The following is a 19,492-nucleotide window of genomic DNA, read 5'->3' on the forward strand; positions in this document are numbered from 1 at the left end:
TTCATCATATTTTTAAATGACAAGTTAGCTATAAACAGTGATAAATCTATATATCAGCTTTTTAACTAACAAAAACACCACCTAATATATAGGTGGTGTTTTTCGTATAGTAACTATAAAGATCGATTACTTATGCTTAACCAGCTTGATCAATCAACATATTACGTAAGTGACCGATCGCTTTGGTTGGATTCAAGCCTTTTGGACAAACTGATACACAGTTCATGATACCGCGGCAACGGAACAAGCTAAACGGATCGTCTAAGCGAGCTAAACGTGCTTGAGTATCACCGTCACGGCTATCAGCAACGAAGCGATAAGCATGCAGTAACGCTGATGGTCCTAGGAACTTATCAGGGTTCCACCAGAAAGATGGGCAGCTGGTTGAACAGCAAGCACATAGAATACATTCGTATAGACCGTTCAGTTTTTCACGCTGTTCAGGTGACTGTAAACGCTCAGTTGGCGGTGCTGGCTGATCGTTGATTAAGTATGGATGTACTTTTTCATACTGCTCATAGAACTGGTTCATATCAACAACCAAATCACGAACCACTGGTAAACCAGGTAGCGGACGAACCGTTACTTTTTCTGGTAGCGTGTTCATGTTGATTAGACATGCCAAACCGTTCTTGCCATTGATGTTCATGCCGTCAGAGCCACAAATACCTTCACGGCAGGAGCGACGGAAAGTAAGCGTTTCATCTTCTTTCTTTAGGCGTAATAGTACGTCAAGCAACATACGATCTGAATCAAGTAGCTCAATCGTATAAGTTTGCATGCGTGGCGCTGCGTCCAGATCTGGATCGTAGCGATAGATTTCGATGGTGCGAGTACCTCGGCTCATAATGCTAAACTCCACACGTAGGTGATGGCGGGCATACAAAGATTGCAACATATTTGCGCTAGCTATTAATCAGTATTGATAACCAGTATCGGATACCAATTAATAGCGTCGTAGCGCTGACATGAGCATGTAGCTGGCGGTCACCTTTTTAATAAATTAATAAGGGATAAAACGTTAACACTGCTGTTATCTATCAACTATATTTAAAGTATGCAGTCTAGAATTAGTAGACGCGAACTTTTGGTTCGATATAATCAACAGTTAATGGCACTTTACGTACTGGCTTATAAATGATGCGATTGCCTTCAGAGTACCATAAAGTATGCTTCATCCAATCGTGGTCATTACGGCCGTTAGGTGCGTAATCATCATCTTCTGGACGATCATAATCGGATACACTGTGCGCGCCGCGGCTTTCATGACGCTTCGCTGCAGATATCATTGTCGCTTTTGCTACTTCATACAAGTTAGCAACTTCGAATGCTTCAATACGTGCTGTGTTGAACACTTGTGATTTATCGCCAAGATGAATCTTGTCGATCTTTTCACCTAGCGCTAAAATCTTCTCAACGCCTTCGTCCATCATCGCTTGCGTACGGAATACACTAGCGTGTTTTTGCATCGTAGCACGAATCTCATCAGCCACGTCTTGAGCGTTGTAGCCTTCAGTAGACTGTTGCAATTTGTCTAAACGCTTCACTGTAAAATCAAGTACACGTGGATCAAGCGGCTTGTAGTTGTGATCTGCATGATGGAACTCATCAACGATATGCTTACCAGCTGCACGGCCAAATACCAATAGATCTAGTAGAGAGTTCGTACCTAGACGGTTAGCACCATGTACACTTACGCAAGCACATTCACCGATTGCATAAAGACCTTTAACCACATTGCCTTTAGCATATAGGCCGTCTTCATCAGTACCTGCTTCTAGATCCGGTACAATCACTTGACCATGAATAGTGGTTGGAATACCGCCCATCATGTAGTGAATGGTTGGGATTACTGGAATTGGCTCTTTAGTGATGTCAACGTTGGCGAAGTTTTTACCGATCTCAAATACTGATGGTAGACGCTTCATGATGGTTTCAACACCTAGATGCGTCATATCCATAACGATATGATCAGCATTAGGACCACAACCACGGCCTTCTTTGATTTCTTGGTCCATTGAGCGCGATACGAGATCACGCGGTGCCAAGTCTTTCACGGTTGGTGCATAACGCTCCATGAACGCTTCGCCATCTTTGTTACGCAAGATAGCACCTTCACCACGGCAACCTTCAGTCAATAGTACACCTGCACCATGAACACCAGTTGGGTGGAATTGCCAGAACTCCATGTCTTGTAATGGAATACCAGCACGTACTGCCATGCCAATACCGTCACCAGTATTGATATAAGCATTAGTAGAAGCTGCGAAGATACGACCAGCACCACCTGTCGCTAGGACAGTAATTGGTGACTGGAATACTGCAATCGTACCCGTTTCTTGCTCAAGCGCGACAACACCGTTGATGTTACCAGCTTCGTCTTTGATCAAATCAAGAGCGATCCACTCGATAAAGAACTCAGTACCCTGCTCTAGGTTTTTCTGATATAGCGTATGTAGTAGTGCATGACCTGTACGGTCAGCAGCGGCACAAGCACGTTGTACTGCTTTTTCGCCATAGTTAGACGTATGACCACCGAACGGACGCTGATAGATCGTACCGTCTTCGTTACGGTCAAACGGCATGCCCATGTGCTCAAGCTCATAGACTACTTTTGGCGCTTCACGGCACATATATTCGATAGCGTCTTGGTCACCTAACCAATCTGAACCTTTAACGGTATCATAGAAGTGGAAATGCCAGTTGTCATTGCTCATGTTACCCAAACTTGCACCGATACCACCCTGAGCGGCAACCGTGTGCGAACGCGTTGGGAATACTTTGGTCAGGACTGCAACCTTCATGCCTGCTTCCGCTAAATGCAATGAAGCACGCATACCTGAGCCGCCGCCACCAACGATAACTGCATCGTAGTTTAGGGTCTTGATATTACTAATGGTATTGTCTTGTCTAGTTGCCATTACGGTTTTCCTAATGCCTGTTAATGCGTAAAAGTAAATCAAAGACTGTTTAAGACATCTCTATTACAGCTATAAAGGCTTACTATTTGGCCATTTCTACGCTTATAAAATAAAGAGTCTTAATAGTCGTTAACCACTTAATTTGCATATCTATCGTTATACTGAACTAAGCCTACTCAACTATAATCAGATTAGCTGATCAGTAATGCTAGTCCAATGCTATGACTATTCTTGGCTATCAACGGATGACTCTAAAATACTTTGCCAACTAATGTATTAGTTGGATGCATCCGTCGTTATATATAGATATCAGAGCTTTTTATGAGATGGTTAAACGGCAGCGATACCGAAACCGTTACCCCAAAAAATCATGATGCCCCAAAATAGAAATACTAAAATAGCGATAATCATCAATGACTGTAGTACTAAACGTAAACCTGCTGCGCTTGAGCCCAGTTTGCCTGTTGTAATATAGTCAGTAAATACTGTCCACATCCCAACCCAAGCATGACCAGCTAGTGCAAGTACTGCAACCAAGCTGAATAGACGCATCGGTAGGCTGGTCATAAATGATGACCATTCAACGAAAGTGACATCACCATGGGTCAAAAAGAAGCCCAGCAATACCACACTATAAACGGCTAAAACAACAGCACTAATACGCTGAATAATCCAATCACGTGAGCCTGAACCTGTCAGACCAGTAGCACTTTTGATTCCTGAATCATTTTTTATCATTAGAACATCACCCATACAAATGACGCGACAACTAAAATCGCTGCAATCACAAAACTGACCATAGAGGCAGTGCGGCCAGATTTTAGCTCTTCGTTCATGCCCATATCAGCAAATAAATGTTTGATACCCATTACAAAATGATATGCAATGGCGGCAACAAATATCCATGCCAAAAAGCGCACAAGTACGTTGTCAAATACGGTCGCAAAACTCTCAGGCGATGCCAATGAGTTCTGTAGTATCCATAACATGACAGGAATCAATAAAAATAAAATAATGCCAGAGATACGATGCAAGATAGAGGCGATCGCGATCGGTGAGCGATTAACGCTAATCACTTGGCTTAAAGGCAGATCAATAGGTCGGTTGCTTTTCACAGCGGGCATCCTTTTGCGGTTATACTCCTGTATCTGCTATCAACGCCTGACATAAATAGTGCCAATTGAGCATTGAGCAACACACGAGACGAATAAAGTAAGGAAGAGCTAGCTGACTTCGTTTAGTTTGCGCTAAATATGAAGAAAGGATCATGTATATAAAGGTATTGATAGACTGTTCAATGTCGCTTGTCGAATCGACAGGCCTATCAAACAACCTATCTATTATACAACAAAGAAAATAAACATGAGTAACATCGACTAACCAGTCTATTTTAGAGGTCGTATGAATAGTAAGACAACGTTACTATGTCTTCTATATCAGAGCAAACCTTATATTAGGCACTCAAAATCTTGTGCTAAACAAATAAAAAAGATTGGTTAAGAAGAAAGTTCAAACCATAGAAGGCGGTTTGGTCTATCGTAACATCAGACAATCGTAAACAAGCATGAATAGAAGACGCTCTGAACGACACTATAACATGGTCATTTATTAATTCGCGCAAAGCTAATGCCAGTTAATTCCTACAATTATAAAATGCCTGAGCAATAATTACAAATTTATCCATTCAGTAAGAATATATACATATTTAATCAATAAATGAATGGATAAGGATAATACTGGTTTTAACAGTGATTATTATGACAAACTTTAATCCGCTTACTAGGCATAGTCTGCCAGTTTTTGGTGTCATTATTTATGAGTTTTGTCTCTAAAATATATTTAGAAACCCAAAATATTGGCTCGATAATGCTGCTATAAACTTGCTCAAAAACAGAGGAATTTTAAGCAAAATAACCTGACAGACATATTTTGATACAAAAATTACAGCGAATAACTACCGCCACACCGCGCCAATTGGACACATGGTCCATAAAAGTTTTTTCAAATCATCAAGAATTGCTGCTAATATACCCTGCGTACTAAATGAGTTGAATGCACTTTTACCGTTCAACCGACAATGACGCGAGGGTATGCGTCTGTAGTAATTTATTCTAACAAGTCAAACCAATGGAGAGCAATTTATGGCTGATACTAATGCCAAACTAACCGTGAATGGTGAAGAATACGAACTTCCTATTATTAAAGGTACTTTAGGGCGCCCAGTTATCGATATTGCTGCTTTACAAGAATCAGGATTTTGGTCTTATGACCCTGGTTTTAAAGTAACTGCTCCTGTTGAATCAAAGATTACTTATATTGATGGTGGCAAAGGCGAGTTATTACACCGCGGCTACCCTATCGACGAGCTAGCGAACAATGCTGAATACCTAGAAGTTGCTTATGCACTTTTACATGGTGACCTACCTACTGCTGAGCAAAAAGCAGAATTTTTTGAAAAAATCCGCGAGCATACTCCTGTTCATGATCAATTGCGTAAGTTCTTTGAAGGCTTCCGCCGTGACGCGCATCCAATGGCTATCATGGTTGGTGTCGTTGGTGCCTTATCAGCGTTCTATCATGAAGACCTAGACGTAAGCAATGAAGAACATCGCGAAATCACAGCGATTCGTTTGATTGCTAAGATGCCTACGCTTGCTGCGATGAGTTATAAATACTCACAAGGCGAACCGTTCATGTATCCGCGTAATGACTTTAACTACGCAGAAAACTTCTTATACATGATGTTTGCAACGCCTGCTGACGTAGACTACGAGAAAAACGACGTTATCACTCGCGCAATGGACAAAATCTTTACCTTGCACGCTGACCATGAGCAAAACGCCTCTACCTCAACGGTACGTTTAGCTGGTTCTACTGGTGCAAACCCTTATGCATGTATCGCTGCTGGTATTGCAGCCCTTTGGGGACCATCACATGGCGGCGCGAACGAAGCTGTTCTTGAGATGCTAGACGAAATCGGTACTGTTGAGAACGTGCCTGAGTTCATGGAAAAAGTGAAGAGCCGTGAAGTGAAGCTAATGGGCTTTGGTCACCGTGTTTACAAAAACTTCGATCCACGCGCTCAAGTAATGAAAGAGACATGTGATGAAGTACTAGAAGCACTAGGTATCAACGATCCTAAACTTGAGTTAGCAATGGCATTAGAGAAAATTGCGCTAGAAGATCCGTTCTTCATCGAGCGTAACCTATATCCAAACGTTGATTTCTACTCTGGTATCATCTTGAAAGCCATTGGTATCCCAACGTCAATGTTTACCGTGATCTTTGCATTGGCTCGTACTTCAGGTTGGATCAGCCATTGGTTAGAAATGCACAGCGCTCCGTTCAAAATCGGTCGTCCACGTCAGTTATACACTGGTGAAACGCGCCGTGATTTTGTAAAAGTTGAAGATCGCAAGTAAGCAAAAATAATCGTTATCCAATAAAAAATCCCGCCATCGTGCGGGATTTTTTATTGTCTTAATTCTCTTTATTCGTTACTGACTGTTTTATGAGAAATGATTAACTCAATCAATTCATAAAAATATAGTCAGTTACTGAAACTCTTTTAACGTTTGCTCATATTTGGCAATCTGCTCGTCGTATCCTTCAATAGTTTCATTAAACTTAGCCATTAGCGCTTCAAACTCTTGTTGCTGCTTCTGCTTCATTTGCTGCATATCAACCACTTGTTGAGCTTCTATTTGTTCCCATACCTGATGCTGAATGATTAAACGGGCAAGTGCCGGACTTTTTGCACTCACTCTGCCAGCAATCTCTGCATGCTCAAATAGCTGCGGAACCAAGGTCGCCATATTGATTAATGTATCAGAATCCTCTGCACTAAGCGGTGTTGTCACCGGTTGATATAAAGCGTCCATAGTTTGCTGATAGCGTTCTATGATTTGGTCCTCGGTCAACATAACAGGTTTACGCGGCTCAAGACTGATACGCTTTAAAACCGTTAAGTCACGCTCACCAACTTCAGTGCTAGTATTGACGTCAACCTCTGCATCTACATCTGTCGTGTCAACTTCTGAACTACCCGATGGCACCACTTCTTCAGGACTGGTAGCGGTAGTATTTGCGTTAGGAGCGGTATTATCGGTCGCTACTTCGTTATTACTATCTGTATTTTCACTACTATTAGTATTCAGTAATAAGAGCTCCTCACTGTCTGACGCATCTGCTGCTTGCAATGACTCATATTCTGCTTGCAATCGTCTCTGTAAACTCTGTGCTTGTGCGACATATATAGGCTGAAATTGATCTATGCGCGCCGCAGCTGAGTCGCTTTTTGGCATAGGCTGACTGTCTTCTACGCTTGTTTTTTCACTGGTTTGACTGTCATCAACTACAGGCGATGTGTCAGACTGCTGACAGCCTGTCAAAAACAATACTCCTGACAGTGCGGCTACAAGCAAAGTCGGTGGGTAGCGGGTATCAACATTAGGCTTTACTGACAAAAATTTAAACATGAGAGTGCATATCCTTTGGTAAAGCAAAATTATAAAAGGGTAAATTACAATTACGGTTCATTATTTTTTGATTTTTAGCAACACAACTAACTGTTAAATCGTTCAACTTACTTATCCAATATTTATCCGACTGACCTGTATCTCAATTGCTATATAGTTTAATTGTTCTATAGTTCGGTTATGCTTATCATAGTTAAGCTTACTGTTACTTTTAAAAATTAGATGATTGATGGATTATCAGTATTTTTTGCCTTAATAGGCTGCTCTGTCAAAAATGGAATACAAGCTTCCCACTCTTGGCAGTTCTGACCACGATGACGACGTACAAAATAGTCTTGAACAATGCGTGCCTGCTGCTCAATACCATACTTAAAAAATGATTTGCCTGTTTCTAACACGTAGTCGTATTTTCGGTTGATTATCGCTCCGCGTACCACTTTTAAGCCTTGCTGTAACTGCCATACGTGCGTTAGCTCATGTATAAGCCAGCTTTGTTTGCTCAATGGAGCTTCGCTAAAATCCGTAATCCAATCGACTGAATTAAAGTAAATATTGCCATTAGGACTAACGGCATAATGTTTTAGTACCCACCATGCTGTCTTTAACTGCACTTCGTCGAGTTTGATACTATTACCAAATACTGAATGCGCCAACGCTATCTCGCCAGCTGTCAGATAACGTGACTGCTGCTTGCCTGTATCACTACGCAAGTAGCGATTGAATAAGCGTTTAAGAGTCAGTTCAGACATCGTCAATGTAATACCTTATATTCGATAAGCTACTTCTAATAGTTAATGGTCGCGATTGGCCAACTTTCCCATCGATACGGTAGAGCTGTTAATAGTAGGGCCGTTAATATAGATGAATGATGAAAACAAAAGTACTCCGGACACAAGCTATACGCTTAGTTAGCTTTCATTAACATATTTTTGCGTTAACCTAGCCCGTATGACTTATAACAAGTACCCACCTTATAAACTAGCTTACTTCTACTGCTGATGTCTAATACTCATTACTATTATAAAATTGCTGCGAAAATCATGCCAAACATATATGAGTGTCGAAACCCAATGAGAATGGCGGAGTTAGACTAGTATGCTGTTATTTGGGTCTAACTATAAAGACCTTGCCATTACTAGCATTGCAGCTAGTAGATAGCTTTTTCATTTTCGATAGAGAATATTATGCCACCTAACTTCCATGCCGATACTCCACTTGCTCAGCGTATGCGCCCTATTTCTCTTACCGAAATCATTGGTCAAGAGCATTTACTGGCAGCAGGTGCACCTCTGCGACGTTTGGTAGAGCAAGGCCACCTGCCATCTATTATCCTGCACGGTGAAGCAGGTATTGGCAAAACAACCATTGCGATGTTGTTAGCTGATGCCGTTAATCGACCTTTTCATGCGCTCTCCGCGTTAAATACTGGTGTCAAACAGTTACGTGAAGTCTTAGATAGTAAAGATTCATTGGCATTTGAATCACCTGTAGTCTTTATTGATGAGATTCATCGCTTTAACAAAGCACAGCAAGATGCACTTTTGGGTGCGGTAGAGTCTGGTGACATTACTTTGATTGGTGCCACTACGGAGAACCCATCATTTAGTGTCAACAACGCTCTACTATCACGTTGCCAAGTTTATCGTTTAGAGCCGTTAACACCTGAGCAGATAAGTGCCGTGCTACAACGAGCACTCTCGGAAGACCATATACTCAAAAAGTTGACCGTCGATTTACAAGCAAAATATACCATTAGTCAATTGGCCCACGGTGATGCTCGAAAAGCGCTAAATTTATTAGAGTTAGCGATTCAAACAGCTGATGCCAAACAGTCGTCAGTGATTATTGATGATGAATTGGTCAGCCGAGTGGCACAAACTGCTTTGGTAAGATATGACAAAGATGGCGAGCAGCATTACGATATTGTCTCAGCAATGATAAAGTCAGTCCGCGGCTCCGATCCGGATGCGGCATTGTATTGGATGGCACGTATGCTCGTAGGCGGTGAGCCTGCTGATTTTATTGCGCGGCGCTTGGTGATTTTGGCCAGTGAAGATATTGGTAATGCCAATCCTAATGCCTTACTCCTAGCTGATGCAGCATTGCGTAGTGTGCAATCCATAGGTATGCCAGAAGCGCGTATTATTTTAGGTCAAGTCGTGGTGTATCTAGCGACCAGTGCCAAAAGCAATAGCACTTATAAAGCGATCAATGCTGCAATGGCGTTTGCTGAAAAAGATGCCTCGCCTGTACCGCTACATTTGCGCAATGGCGTGACCAAACTGATGCGTAGTCAAGGCTATGGTCAAGATTATGCTTACCCGCACGATTATCCTAACCATTACTATCCTCAAAGCTACTTACCAGATAGTTTGGTTGGTACCAGTTTCTACGAGTTTGCAGATAATCAGCGTGAGCAGCACAGTAAGCAGTTTATGGACTGGCTAAAAGGCCAAGCTGCGAGCAATGATTAACCGTGATATAGATTAATAAAAAAGATGGTGCCTAGATTTATGAGTCAGTTTTAATGGTCATTGATAATATTTATGACTATTTTTGACATACTGAACGATATAGTGGGAAGATGGCGCAGCACATGACGCTGAAAAGCGTTAAAATAACCTCATAATGATATATACAAGCAATTAAGCAAGTCACTTTTATATCAAATTATATTGCTTATAGCGCGATTTACTTGACCGTAGTAGCGCTTTGCTTGACCGTAACAGCGCTTTGTATTACCTAATGCTACAATAAGCAGATAGAGCCCTATATTCTAAATGACACCTATTTATAAATAATAAAATATTGAGATTTACTATGAGTTTAAATGCAATCCCTGAGATTATCGAAGACATTCGTGCTGGAAAAATGGTCATCTTGATGGATGATGAAGACCGCGAAAACGAAGGTGACATCATCATGGCAGCGACGCATGTGCGCCCTGAAGATATTAACTTTATGATTACTCACGCGCGCGGCTTGGTTTGTTTGACCTTATCACAAGCACGTTGCCAGCAATTGGCACTGCCACTGATGTCAGATCGTAACGAAGCTAAATTCAGCACCAACTTTACTGTTTCAATTGAAGCGGCTGAAGGCGTCACTACGGGTATTTCTGCTGGTGATCGTGCACGTACTATTCAGGCAGCGGTATCTTCATCAGCAAAGCCTGAAGACATCGTTCAGCCTGGACATATTTTTCCAATTATGGCCCAAAACGGTGGTGTTCTTCACCGTGCAGGCCATACAGAAGCGGGTTGTGATTTAGCACGTTTAGCAGGTCTAGAGCCTGCAGCGGTGATTGTAGAGATTATCAATGCAGATGGTACGATGGCGCGCCGTGACGACCTTGAAATATTTGCAAAAGAGCATGACATCAAGATAGGCACGATTGCTGACCTTATCAATTATCGTATCGCGAATGAGCAAACGGTAGAAGAGATTGAGTCACATCCGTTTGAAACTGAACACGGTACTTTTACGCTACATCGCTTCCGTGAGTTTGGCGCTGAAGAAACACATTTAGCCTTGGTAAAAGGTGATGTTAGCGAAGGCATCAGCACTGTACGTGTACACGGTTTCCACCCATTACGCGACTTATTTGCTGCTAAAAATGATATGACTGGCCGTAGTGGCTGGAGCGTACAGTCAGCACTAGAAGAAATCAGTGCTTCAGATCGCGGTGTGCTGGTATGGATTGGTAGCAATCAGCCAGTTGATTTGGGTGATGCGTTGGATAAAGCCGCAGATAACGAGTCGCAATCAACCATCACGCAACAGCCATATCGTAGTATCGGTGTTGGTGCACAGATATTACGTCATTTAGGTGTCCGTGATATGCGCTTATTATCATCACCAATGAAGTTTTTTGCATTGTCAGGTTTTGATCTAAATGTGGTTGATTTTGTTCATGCACCGCAACAAGACTAAAAACTGTTTAAGAGTTTAGTTGCAGAATGAGTGATAAAAAAGGCACGCTAACATTATGTTAGCGTGCCTTTTTTTGTTTTTAGATTTTAATTAAAGATAGCTTCTTCGATGAAATGAATCATCGACTCATATAGAAACCGACCTAAAACTCAGGCGTATGACCAAACTTGGCTTCCAGTGCTAGCAGCTGTTGACGCTCTGCTGCTGTCCATGGCAATTTACCTTTTCCATCACTATCCAGACGTACTACCACAGCCTCTGCCGTAGCAACGATGATCTCTTGCACGATACTATAGTAACTATATTCCATCGCCATACTTGTATTGCCTAAACGCTTACAACGAACTCCTAATAATAACGTATCAGGATAAGTAACTGGGCGTAAATACTGGCAGCTAGACTGGGCTAAAACAGTGACCATACTGCCATCAAACATACCTAGCGCATGCAAATAACTAATGCGTGCTGACTCAGCGTAACGATAGTAAACCACATTGTTCAGATGATTGAAGGCATCCATCTCTCCCCACTGTATCGGCTGATGATGAATAACAGGATAATGAGCTAGTAACTCAGGGCGATGATCGTTTGCTACACCAAACATAGATGCTGATTTTTCATTAGAATGGGTCATTGCTTACCTTACATTTTATATTTTCTGTATTAACTATTGTGACTAGCTTTCGTTAGCGTTGCGGCTTGTCTAAAATTTCTGTCGTCAATAATGGCGTTGGTTTGGGTGCATGAGCAATCAACTGATTTAGCCATACAATTACTTCTGGTATGTCACTCGGTGCTTTCATTGTCTCAAGATTACTTTGACCATCGATTGGTTTTTTATCTGCTTGTACAATGCCAATCGCACCAGCTTGTGCTGACTTTTTATTGTCGCTAGTTGAAGCTTTAGGTACCAACGTTTTTAACTGCTTACGTGCCTGCGTCAAATAGCTGACAAGTTGATCTTGCTTACGCATATTGCTGGCTTGGCTTGCTAAATTCAACGTCATGATGACTTCATGGATAGTGAGCTGACGACGCGTTAAATTTGTATCACTAGCCGCTGAAATATCATTCGCTTTGAGCTGCTGTTTATTTTCAGTAGCTGCATCTACCAGCTCTCGACGCTGTAAATCCGTACCTTCATAACTGCCAAGACGCTCATGACTGTGCAAAAATTCCTGAATATTTTGAATCGCAAGATTTTGTATTTGCCACGGGCTTGGCTGCGAGCTTTGCGCCTGGAGACGCTCAATATCTTTAATCAAACTTTGCTTTATAACGATGGTTAGCGCAGGTGCAATTTCATTACTGCTTTGCGATAACTGCCAATGTAGACCTCGCAATAACTCAATCGCGGCACTGTCATTACTATCCGCCAACAGTCTATCAGCAGCTTTGATTTGGATACGCAACAGGTCCAACTGATTCTGCGCTTGGCTACTCGCTTTCACTCTAGGTTCTGGCAGCGTCTGCTGACTCATAGCAAATAGACGATCGTCCATTTCGTTTAATCGACTGATTACTTGCTCATTGCTCTGCAAACGATCGTTGACACTATGCTGAAAGCGCTGCTGACTGATATATAGCCACAATAATGCAGCGATCAGTAATAAGATAACCAGCCATTGCATCCGTAGCAGCAAAATATTTGCTTGCCGGCGCTGCTGAACAGTAGAAGGATCCTTAGATAAGGACTCAGAATTCATTGACATAAGGCAGTACCGTTATTGGTATAGATAAACATGTTTAAAGCAAATGAGAAGTTTTAGGTATTATATTTTGGAATTAATAGCTGAGAGAATCGTATCTGGCGATAAATCCTCTACTCGCCAGTAGCTCAACTGCTGTGCGGCAACCATATTGGCAAGACGCTCCCCTAATACAACGTAAGAAAAATCTTTTAGAGTAAGCGATAGACGCTGTGTTGTATCAGTCACTGCATCAGAATTTTGCTCTTTGTTTATTATCTTTGATTGGCCATCATTTACGATATTTGACCAATGCTCAAAAGCCGCCGCACTGCTGATGACGACAATTGGCTTTGGCTGCTTTGGTAGGGCAATATCTGACGTAGTACTATGAGTAAGAAATGCTTGTTGCCACTGCTGATATTCAGCCATTGCATCGATAGGCATTGTACGCTCGTACCAAGCAATACTATCGATATGTACACCGCGCGCCTGCAATGTATCAACCAATAATCGTCGTCCACCAAGCCCGCGCCATATCAGCAATTTATCGCCTGCTTGTAAGTTATCAATTTCAGGCATTGCTAGCATGCCTTCGTTATTGGCAGTCTCAGGCTGAAGTATTTGATAGTCTGTTGTATTTATACGCACCTGACTGAACTCTGCCGCCGTTGCTTCACCAACCGCAACCAGAGGACTAGGTAATGATAAACCTTCTAGTAAACTATGTGCGTACTTGTCATTATCGTCTTTCGTTTTGTGTTTACGCTTTTCATGTTCAAGTGATTGCCAAACGGCTAACCCTGAAGCCGCTGCAGTTGGGCTAACGACAACAAGTGCTTTGTACGCCCCCGCCAACCACTTATGCATTAATGCAATATCTAGATCAGTTGTTGGTCGTGGTCGTAGCGTCAACATTGGCATCTCAATCACTACCAATCCTGCCGCTTGCAAATGCTGCGTCAACGGTGCTGCTCGCTCTACTGGGCGAGTATTGATGACAATTTGCGGCATTACTTTTGACTTCTCATTAGCATAATTTTTATGAGAAATGATGTATGTAGATTGAGTTGGCATTGATGACATCGATATACCATGACGAAAAACGAGTGAAAAAGACTTAAGTATATAAAAATAGCTGATGCTTAGATCAGCCTATCTTACGATTAATCAAACCTATAGCGACTGTACTTGTACTACTCAGGCTGATAGATCGCTGACAAAATAGCGCCTGCACCATCGGCAAGTAGCATTTCTGCAACATCGATACCTAGTTGGTTGGCTTGGGCTTCTTGCTCGGCTTGTGTCCCAACCAACGTAGCTCGTTTGTCTGCCTTCAACAATTCGCTACCATCGGCCTGACCCACTCGTCCGCGTAGCCATAGCACATTACCGCTGTCGTTATTGCCATTATCACCATTGTTGTCGTTATTAACACTGGTTTCTTCAGCTGTCTGCAGAACTGCATAAGCGGCAATCGGTACTTGGCAACCGCCCTCTAGATGACGGTTCAGAGCACGCTCAGCGATAAGCCGAATACGAGCTTTGTCATCATTGAGTGGTGCAAGTAATCTTAGTACTTCTTCATCGCCTTCACGGCATTCGATTGCTAAAGCACCTTGCCCAACTGCAGGCAAGCAAGCTGCAATATCAAGCTCACCGCGTATTCTCGCGTTTAGCTCAATACGTTGCAAGCCGCTCGTTGCCAGAATAATGGCATCGTATTCACCAGCATCTAGCTTGCCCAAACGAGTGCCAACATTACCGCGCAAGGTTTTGATTTGCAGGTCAGGACGATAGGCTTTGATCTGGCATTGACGACGTAAACTCGATGTCCCAACGACTGCACCTTGTGGTAGCTCATCAATACTATTATAAGTGTTTGAGACAAAGGCATCTGTTGGTGAGGCGCGTTTACAGTAGACACCTAGTGTGAGACCTTCGGGAAGCTGCATGGGTACATCTTTTAGCGAGTGCACTGCAATATCGGCTTGTTTATCATACAGTGCTTGTTCAAGCTCTTTTACAAACAATCCTTTACCACCAATTTTGGCCAAAGGTGTGTCCAAAATCTTGTCACCCTTAGTGACAATTTTTAGTAAATTAATCGTTAGATTAGGATACAACGCCAATAATCGATCACGAATATGCTCAGCCTGCCATAAGGCTAGAGGACTTTGACGTGTGGCGATATTTAGAGTAGTCAAAACAGGTTGCTGCGGATTGCTCATAAAGGGCCTCAATAAGTTCGATACTAATACTATAATGGCTATATTCCCAATGTCAGTACTGTTCATCTTTATACTGAATAATATCGATATTACTCGATAGGGCAAATTTGCCAAAGCTTAGGCGACTCAAATGATTAATAGTAGATGCTGACGCAAAAAAATACCCCTATTTAAGCATAAATAAGGGTTTGATGATATGGAATGATTGGTCGCTATCAGGACAGCCTATCACATGCTTTGGATTTTATCACGTAAGGCAGGTAAGTGACGACGACTGACCGCTAGCGTCTCATCAATACCTTTAAAACGTATCTGATACTGGCCTGCATCTAGAGTTTCTAAAAAGTCCAAATAACTAAGGTTGATGATGGCATTGCGATGTACTCGGAACAGACGATCATCAAATTCTTGCTCTAATTCTTTTAGCGTTTCATCAATCAATACCATGCCATCTTTGTGACGTACTTTGACGTATTTTTGATCTGCTGCAAAATAGTAGATATCTTTTAGCTTAATCAATTCAACACCGCGATGCGTACGAGCAGCGATATGTTCACGTATCGGACGTGCTGTCGGGTCTTCAAGCTTGCGAATTTCGTTTAGTTGAGCAGCATTTAGGTTCTTTGCTTTGTTTAATGCCTCTAATAGCTCATCTTTGTTTGCAGGTTTCAGCAAATAGCCAATTGCATTGGCTTTTAATGCTGCGATCGCATAATGGTCGTATGCCGTCACAAATATAATCGCTGGTGGATGCTCAAGTTTGGCAAGTTCTTGAGCACAGCGCACGCCGTCCATTTCAGGCATTCGGATATCTAATAATATAATATCTGGCTGCTGGGTTTTTACAGCGACGATGGCTTCTGCACCTGTTGTGGCTTGAGCAACTACCTCATGGCCTGACTCCTGTACAATTCTCACCAAGCGCTCACGCGCTAGCGGCTCATCATCACAAACTACGATACGCATGCAAACTCCCATCCAAGGACATACTTAATATTTTTTTCAATAGTATTACGGCTATATTAGCACTCATTATCAATCACTTAGAATATAAAATCTAAATTATTTAATAAGATTTTGACGAAAACTACCAGTTTTTATAGCGGACAATATACTCCTGCTATCGGTAGATTTTATATGGTGTAATTGTGTTTCACGGTAGTTATGATATTACTGATTCGTAATCATTATTTATCAAACACAAATTGTGATACCTATACATGGCAATGCAATAAATATGCCACATAGGCTTTTAAGAGTTGAAAAAACGAAGAAAGCTAATAAAGAACAGTAGGTTATAAACCAACGTCTTGTAGAGGATAGTCGATGATGGTGATAATTTGAGTACTGGCTACCGAACTTTGGATATCAGCACTTTGTCCAAAATGGGCGCGCAAACGATCAGCTTGAATATAGAAATTCATATGTTGGCGCAAGTCATGATTGATGATTAGTGTTTTTTTGGGAAGCGCAACATCAATCATGATTTTAACTCGGTGTTGTTCCCACGTGACTTCGATATTAATGCAGATAGTTTCTGTCGTCATCTCTACCACATTGAGCAGTATTTTCTCTAGCACGCTTTGTAGCGTTAGTGCAGTGATAACCATGTCATACATGATATCTTCTTCAGGTAACGTCCAATTGACTTCGAGCTTGTCTGCTAAACGACTAGATTCGATTGCCAAATAATGCTCACAAAGATCAACCTCTTCTTCAAAGCTAATCTCGCGTGTACCACTAAAACTAGCGCGGAATAGTGCAGAGACGTGCTGTAATAAGTCAGCGGCTTTTGGCGGGTTTGATTCAATCAGTGATACGAGTGTGTTGATAGTATTAAAGAAGAAGTGCGGTGCCGTACGGGCTTTTATCAGGTCGTTTTGTGCAGTCAGTTTATATTCAAAAGACAGCTTTAGCGCATTAAGCTCACGGTAGCTGCGCAGAAAATATAATAAGAACACAGCAGTAAAACCACCGGTAAGCACTGTGTTGAAAAGCAAATTAATGACAAAAGCTTGACGGTTATACTCCATCCACCCTAGATTGATCATAACCAAAACCACCAACACCATAGAGACCGTGGCAGAAAACATCATGAGCATGACAATACGCAAACTCACACTAGGAATGCTCGCGTTTTTGAAGACAGGACGCAAATAATCGACCAAATATAGTGCGGGAATAACTGTCAGTGCATTTTGTATCACGCGAGAAAAAAACTTGATAATAAAATCAGACCAGCCTGATAGACCATGGCGCTCAATCACCGTCAAAAACAGTGACCAAAAAAAGATATATGTCAGCCACTGCCAAGGCCTCATGATTTCCATGAGTTTAGGAATAAAAAACTCTAAGCGTGTAGCTAGTAAGGCAACCTCATCATTTGCTATACTCGAGTTCTTATTCTCTTGACTTGTCTTGTACCGATATGAACGCCAATTCTTCAAAACCTAGTAATCCTGAATCAAGTAAAAGTTCATCTGACTCTGATTTTAGCACAGATGCTTCTATAACAAGTACCACAACGCAGACTGCGCCTGCTAGTAGCCAAGGCCAACAAATGTGGGGCGGGCGCTTTAGTGAAGCGACAGATAGCTTCGTTGCCGCCTTTACTGCTTCTGTAGGCTTCGACCAACGCTTCGCCCGTCACGATATTCAAGGCTCGATTGCGCATGCAACGATGCTAAAAGAATGTGACATTTTAACTGCTGATGAAGTTGCCACCATTATCGATGGCCTGCAGCAAGTATTGCGCGAGATTGAGGCGGGTGAGTTTAACTGGTCGATCGCCCTTGAAGACGTGCATATGAACGTCGAGTCACGTTTGACTGACATTATAGGCGCCGTTGGTAAAAAGCTACACACTGGTCGTAGCCGTAACGATCAGGTAGCCACAGACATTCGCCTATGGTTGCGCGAAGAGACTGATAATATTATTGAGTTATTAGTACGTTTGCAAAGTGGTTTACTTGATTTGGCTGAGCAACATACTGATACTATCATGCCAGGCTTTACTCATTTGCAAACAGCACAGCCTGTTAGCTTTGGGCATCACGTGATGGCATGGTTTGAGATGTTGTATCGCGATACTGAGCGTCTTGTCGATGCACGCCGCCGTATCAACCAGATGCCACTTGGTAGTGCAGCGCTTGCTGGTACAACTTTCCCAATCGATCGTACCATTACTGCTGAATTGCTAGGTTTTGAAGGTATTTGCCAAAACTCACTCGATGCTGTTTCAGACCGTGACTTCGCGATTGAGTTTACTTCAGCAGCATCTATCCTGATGATGCATATGTCGCGTATGAGCGAAGAGATTATTCTTTGGATGTCGGCGCAATTTAATTTTGTGCAGATACCAGATCGCTTCTGTACGGGCTCATCGATTATGCCGCAAAAGAAAAATCCTGACGTACCTGAGTTGGTACGCGGTAAAGCGGCACGTGTCTTTGGTCAGTTGATGACTTTGCTTAGCCTGATGAAGAGCCAGCCACTCGCCTACAATAAAGACAATCAAGAAGACAAAGAGCCTTTGTTTGATTGCGTTGATACGTTGACAGGTTCGCTGCTTGCCTTTGCTGATATGCTACCAAACATCACACCAAACGTCGATGCCATGCGTGCTGCTACGATGAAAGGCTATGCAACTGCAACTGACTTGGCAGATTACTTAGTACGTCAAGGCGTGGCATTCCGTGATGCCCATGAAGTGGTTGGTAACGCTGTTGCTTTAGGCATCAAAGAAGGTGTTGATCTAAGTGATTTATCATTGGCACAGCTACAGCAATTTAGCGATGCCATCGGTGAGGATGTTTTTGACTATCTAACGCTAGAAGGCTCATTGGCAGCTCGTGACCATTTGGGTGGCACTGCGCCAAACCAAGTCAAGCAAGCGGTGGTCAATGGCCGTGCTCGCTTAAAAGCCTTTGCCTAATCAGTAAATTACAAACAATAGCCAACTTGCCAATCTAAACTTAACACCCGCTATCCATGCGGGTGTTTTTATTTGTCCTATGACCTCTACTGGATTAGCCAGTGTCGTTTTCAAAATATCAATAGCTTTGGAAATTTCAATAAAAAAATTAAACGCAGACAATATTTGTTATACATCAACTATAGTCAATCCACAATAAAACTGGAACAGCCCATATCCTGAAACAGTTTAGGCAGATTATTCTCCATCCACCCTTGTCGTAGAAACTTTGCTTGCGCCCATTTCTTTTCAATAGGGTTCAGATCAG

At 42.3% G+C, this 19,492-nt stretch carries 16 protein-coding genes; 4 read left to right on the forward strand and 12 right to left on the reverse strand.

Going from position 1 to position 19,492, the window contains the following annotated elements; all coding sequences use genetic code 11:
- Nucleotides 1-136: 136 nt before the first annotated feature.
- The 4 genes from JMX63_RS07800 to sdhC form a co-directional block, all read right to left on the reverse strand.
- On the reverse strand, nucleotides 137-847 hold the full coding sequence (locus JMX63_RS07800) for a succinate dehydrogenase iron-sulfur subunit (protein WP_055123743.1): 711 nt from the start codon (nucleotides 845-847) through the stop codon (nucleotides 137-139).
- A 223-nt stretch (nucleotides 848-1,070) separates the two neighbouring features.
- On the reverse strand, nucleotides 1,071-2,921 hold the full coding sequence (gene sdhA / locus JMX63_RS07805) for a succinate dehydrogenase flavoprotein subunit (protein WP_057757857.1): 1,851 nt from the start codon (nucleotides 2,919-2,921) through the stop codon (nucleotides 1,071-1,073).
- Between the two features lie 330 nt (nucleotides 2,922-3,251).
- On the reverse strand, nucleotides 3,252-3,656 hold the full coding sequence (gene sdhD, locus JMX63_RS07810) for a succinate dehydrogenase, hydrophobic membrane anchor protein (RefSeq protein WP_057762261.1): 405 nt from the start codon (nucleotides 3,654-3,656) through the stop codon (nucleotides 3,252-3,254).
- Nucleotides 3,657-3,658: 2 nt separating this feature from the next.
- Nucleotides 3,659-4,045: a succinate dehydrogenase, cytochrome b556 subunit gene (gene sdhC, locus JMX63_RS07815; protein ID WP_082624524.1), complete on the reverse strand. Its 387-nt coding sequence runs from the start codon at nucleotides 4,043-4,045 to the stop codon at nucleotides 3,659-3,661.
- A 1,017-nt stretch (nucleotides 4,046-5,062) separates the two neighbouring features.
- Here sdhC and gltA point away from each other — a divergent pair.
- Complete coding sequence (gene gltA, locus JMX63_RS07820; protein ID WP_057757851.1) at nucleotides 5,063-6,343, forward strand: citrate synthase; 1,281 nt, start codon at nucleotides 5,063-5,065, stop codon at nucleotides 6,341-6,343.
- Between the two features lie 132 nt (nucleotides 6,344-6,475).
- Here the strand turns inward: gltA and JMX63_RS07825 are convergent, their stop codons facing one another.
- Nucleotides 6,476-7,399 (reverse strand): hypothetical protein, encoded by a 924-nt coding sequence (locus tag JMX63_RS07825; protein ID WP_201571904.1) that lies wholly within the window; start codon nucleotides 7,397-7,399, stop codon nucleotides 6,476-6,478.
- Nucleotides 7,400-7,617: 218 nt separating this feature from the next.
- Nucleotides 7,618-8,148 (reverse strand): type IV secretion protein Rhs, encoded by a 531-nt coding sequence (locus tag JMX63_RS07830; RefSeq protein ID WP_201571906.1) that lies wholly within the window; start codon nucleotides 8,146-8,148, stop codon nucleotides 7,618-7,620.
- Nucleotides 8,149-8,583: 435 nt separating this feature from the next.
- Between JMX63_RS07830 and JMX63_RS07835 the strand changes: the two genes are divergently transcribed.
- Both JMX63_RS07835 and ribBA read left to right on the forward strand, forming a co-directional pair.
- Nucleotides 8,584-9,873: a replication-associated recombination protein A gene (locus JMX63_RS07835; RefSeq protein WP_201571908.1), complete on the forward strand. Its 1,290-nt coding sequence runs from the start codon at nucleotides 8,584-8,586 to the stop codon at nucleotides 9,871-9,873.
- A 346-nt stretch (nucleotides 9,874-10,219) separates the two neighbouring features.
- Nucleotides 10,220-11,332, forward strand: a complete 1,113-nt coding sequence (gene ribBA, locus JMX63_RS07840) for a bifunctional 3,4-dihydroxy-2-butanone-4-phosphate synthase/GTP cyclohydrolase II (protein WP_102092681.1) — start codon at nucleotides 10,220-10,222, stop codon at nucleotides 11,330-11,332.
- Nucleotides 11,333-11,474: 142 nt separating this feature from the next.
- On the opposite strand, the gene JMX63_RS07845 is transcribed toward ribBA, so the two are convergent.
- The 6 genes from JMX63_RS07845 to JMX63_RS07870 form a co-directional block, all read right to left on the reverse strand.
- Nucleotides 11,475-11,966, reverse strand: coding sequence for an acyl-CoA thioesterase (locus JMX63_RS07845; protein WP_201571910.1), 492 nt, complete (start codon nucleotides 11,964-11,966; stop codon nucleotides 11,475-11,477).
- A gap of 52 nt (nucleotides 11,967-12,018) precedes the next feature.
- Nucleotides 12,019-13,044 carry a hypothetical protein gene (locus JMX63_RS07850; protein WP_201571912.1) on the reverse strand — a complete coding sequence of 342 codons (1,026 nt, stop codon included), beginning with the start codon at nucleotides 13,042-13,044 and terminating at the stop codon, nucleotides 12,019-12,021.
- Nucleotides 13,045-13,104: 60 nt separating this feature from the next.
- Nucleotides 13,105-14,097: a uroporphyrinogen-III synthase gene (locus tag JMX63_RS07855; protein ID WP_227673288.1), complete on the reverse strand. Its 993-nt coding sequence runs from the start codon at nucleotides 14,095-14,097 to the stop codon at nucleotides 13,105-13,107.
- A 119-nt stretch (nucleotides 14,098-14,216) separates the two neighbouring features.
- On the reverse strand, nucleotides 14,217-15,251 hold the full coding sequence (gene hemC / locus JMX63_RS07860) for a hydroxymethylbilane synthase (protein WP_201571914.1): 1,035 nt from the start codon (nucleotides 15,249-15,251) through the stop codon (nucleotides 14,217-14,219).
- A gap of 228 nt (nucleotides 15,252-15,479) precedes the next feature.
- Entirely contained in the window at nucleotides 15,480-16,217 is a 738-nt protein-coding gene (locus tag JMX63_RS07865; protein WP_102078269.1) for a LytR/AlgR family response regulator transcription factor, read from the reverse strand.
- 329 nt (nucleotides 16,218-16,546) lie between these two features.
- Nucleotides 16,547-17,572: a histidine kinase gene (locus JMX63_RS07870; RefSeq protein ID WP_227673289.1), complete on the reverse strand. Its 1,026-nt coding sequence runs from the start codon at nucleotides 17,570-17,572 to the stop codon at nucleotides 16,547-16,549.
- 239 nt (nucleotides 17,573-17,811) lie between these two features.
- Here JMX63_RS07870 and argH point away from each other — a divergent pair, with 239 nt between their 5' ends.
- Entirely contained in the window at nucleotides 17,812-19,185 is a 1,374-nt protein-coding gene (gene argH, locus JMX63_RS07875; RefSeq protein ID WP_201571919.1) for an argininosuccinate lyase, read from the forward strand.
- Nucleotides 19,186-19,492 lie beyond the last annotated feature (307 nt).

Source organism: Psychrobacter nivimaris, from assembly GCF_904846365.1.
Classification (GTDB): domain Bacteria; phylum Pseudomonadota; class Gammaproteobacteria; order Pseudomonadales; family Moraxellaceae; genus Psychrobacter; species Psychrobacter nivimaris_B.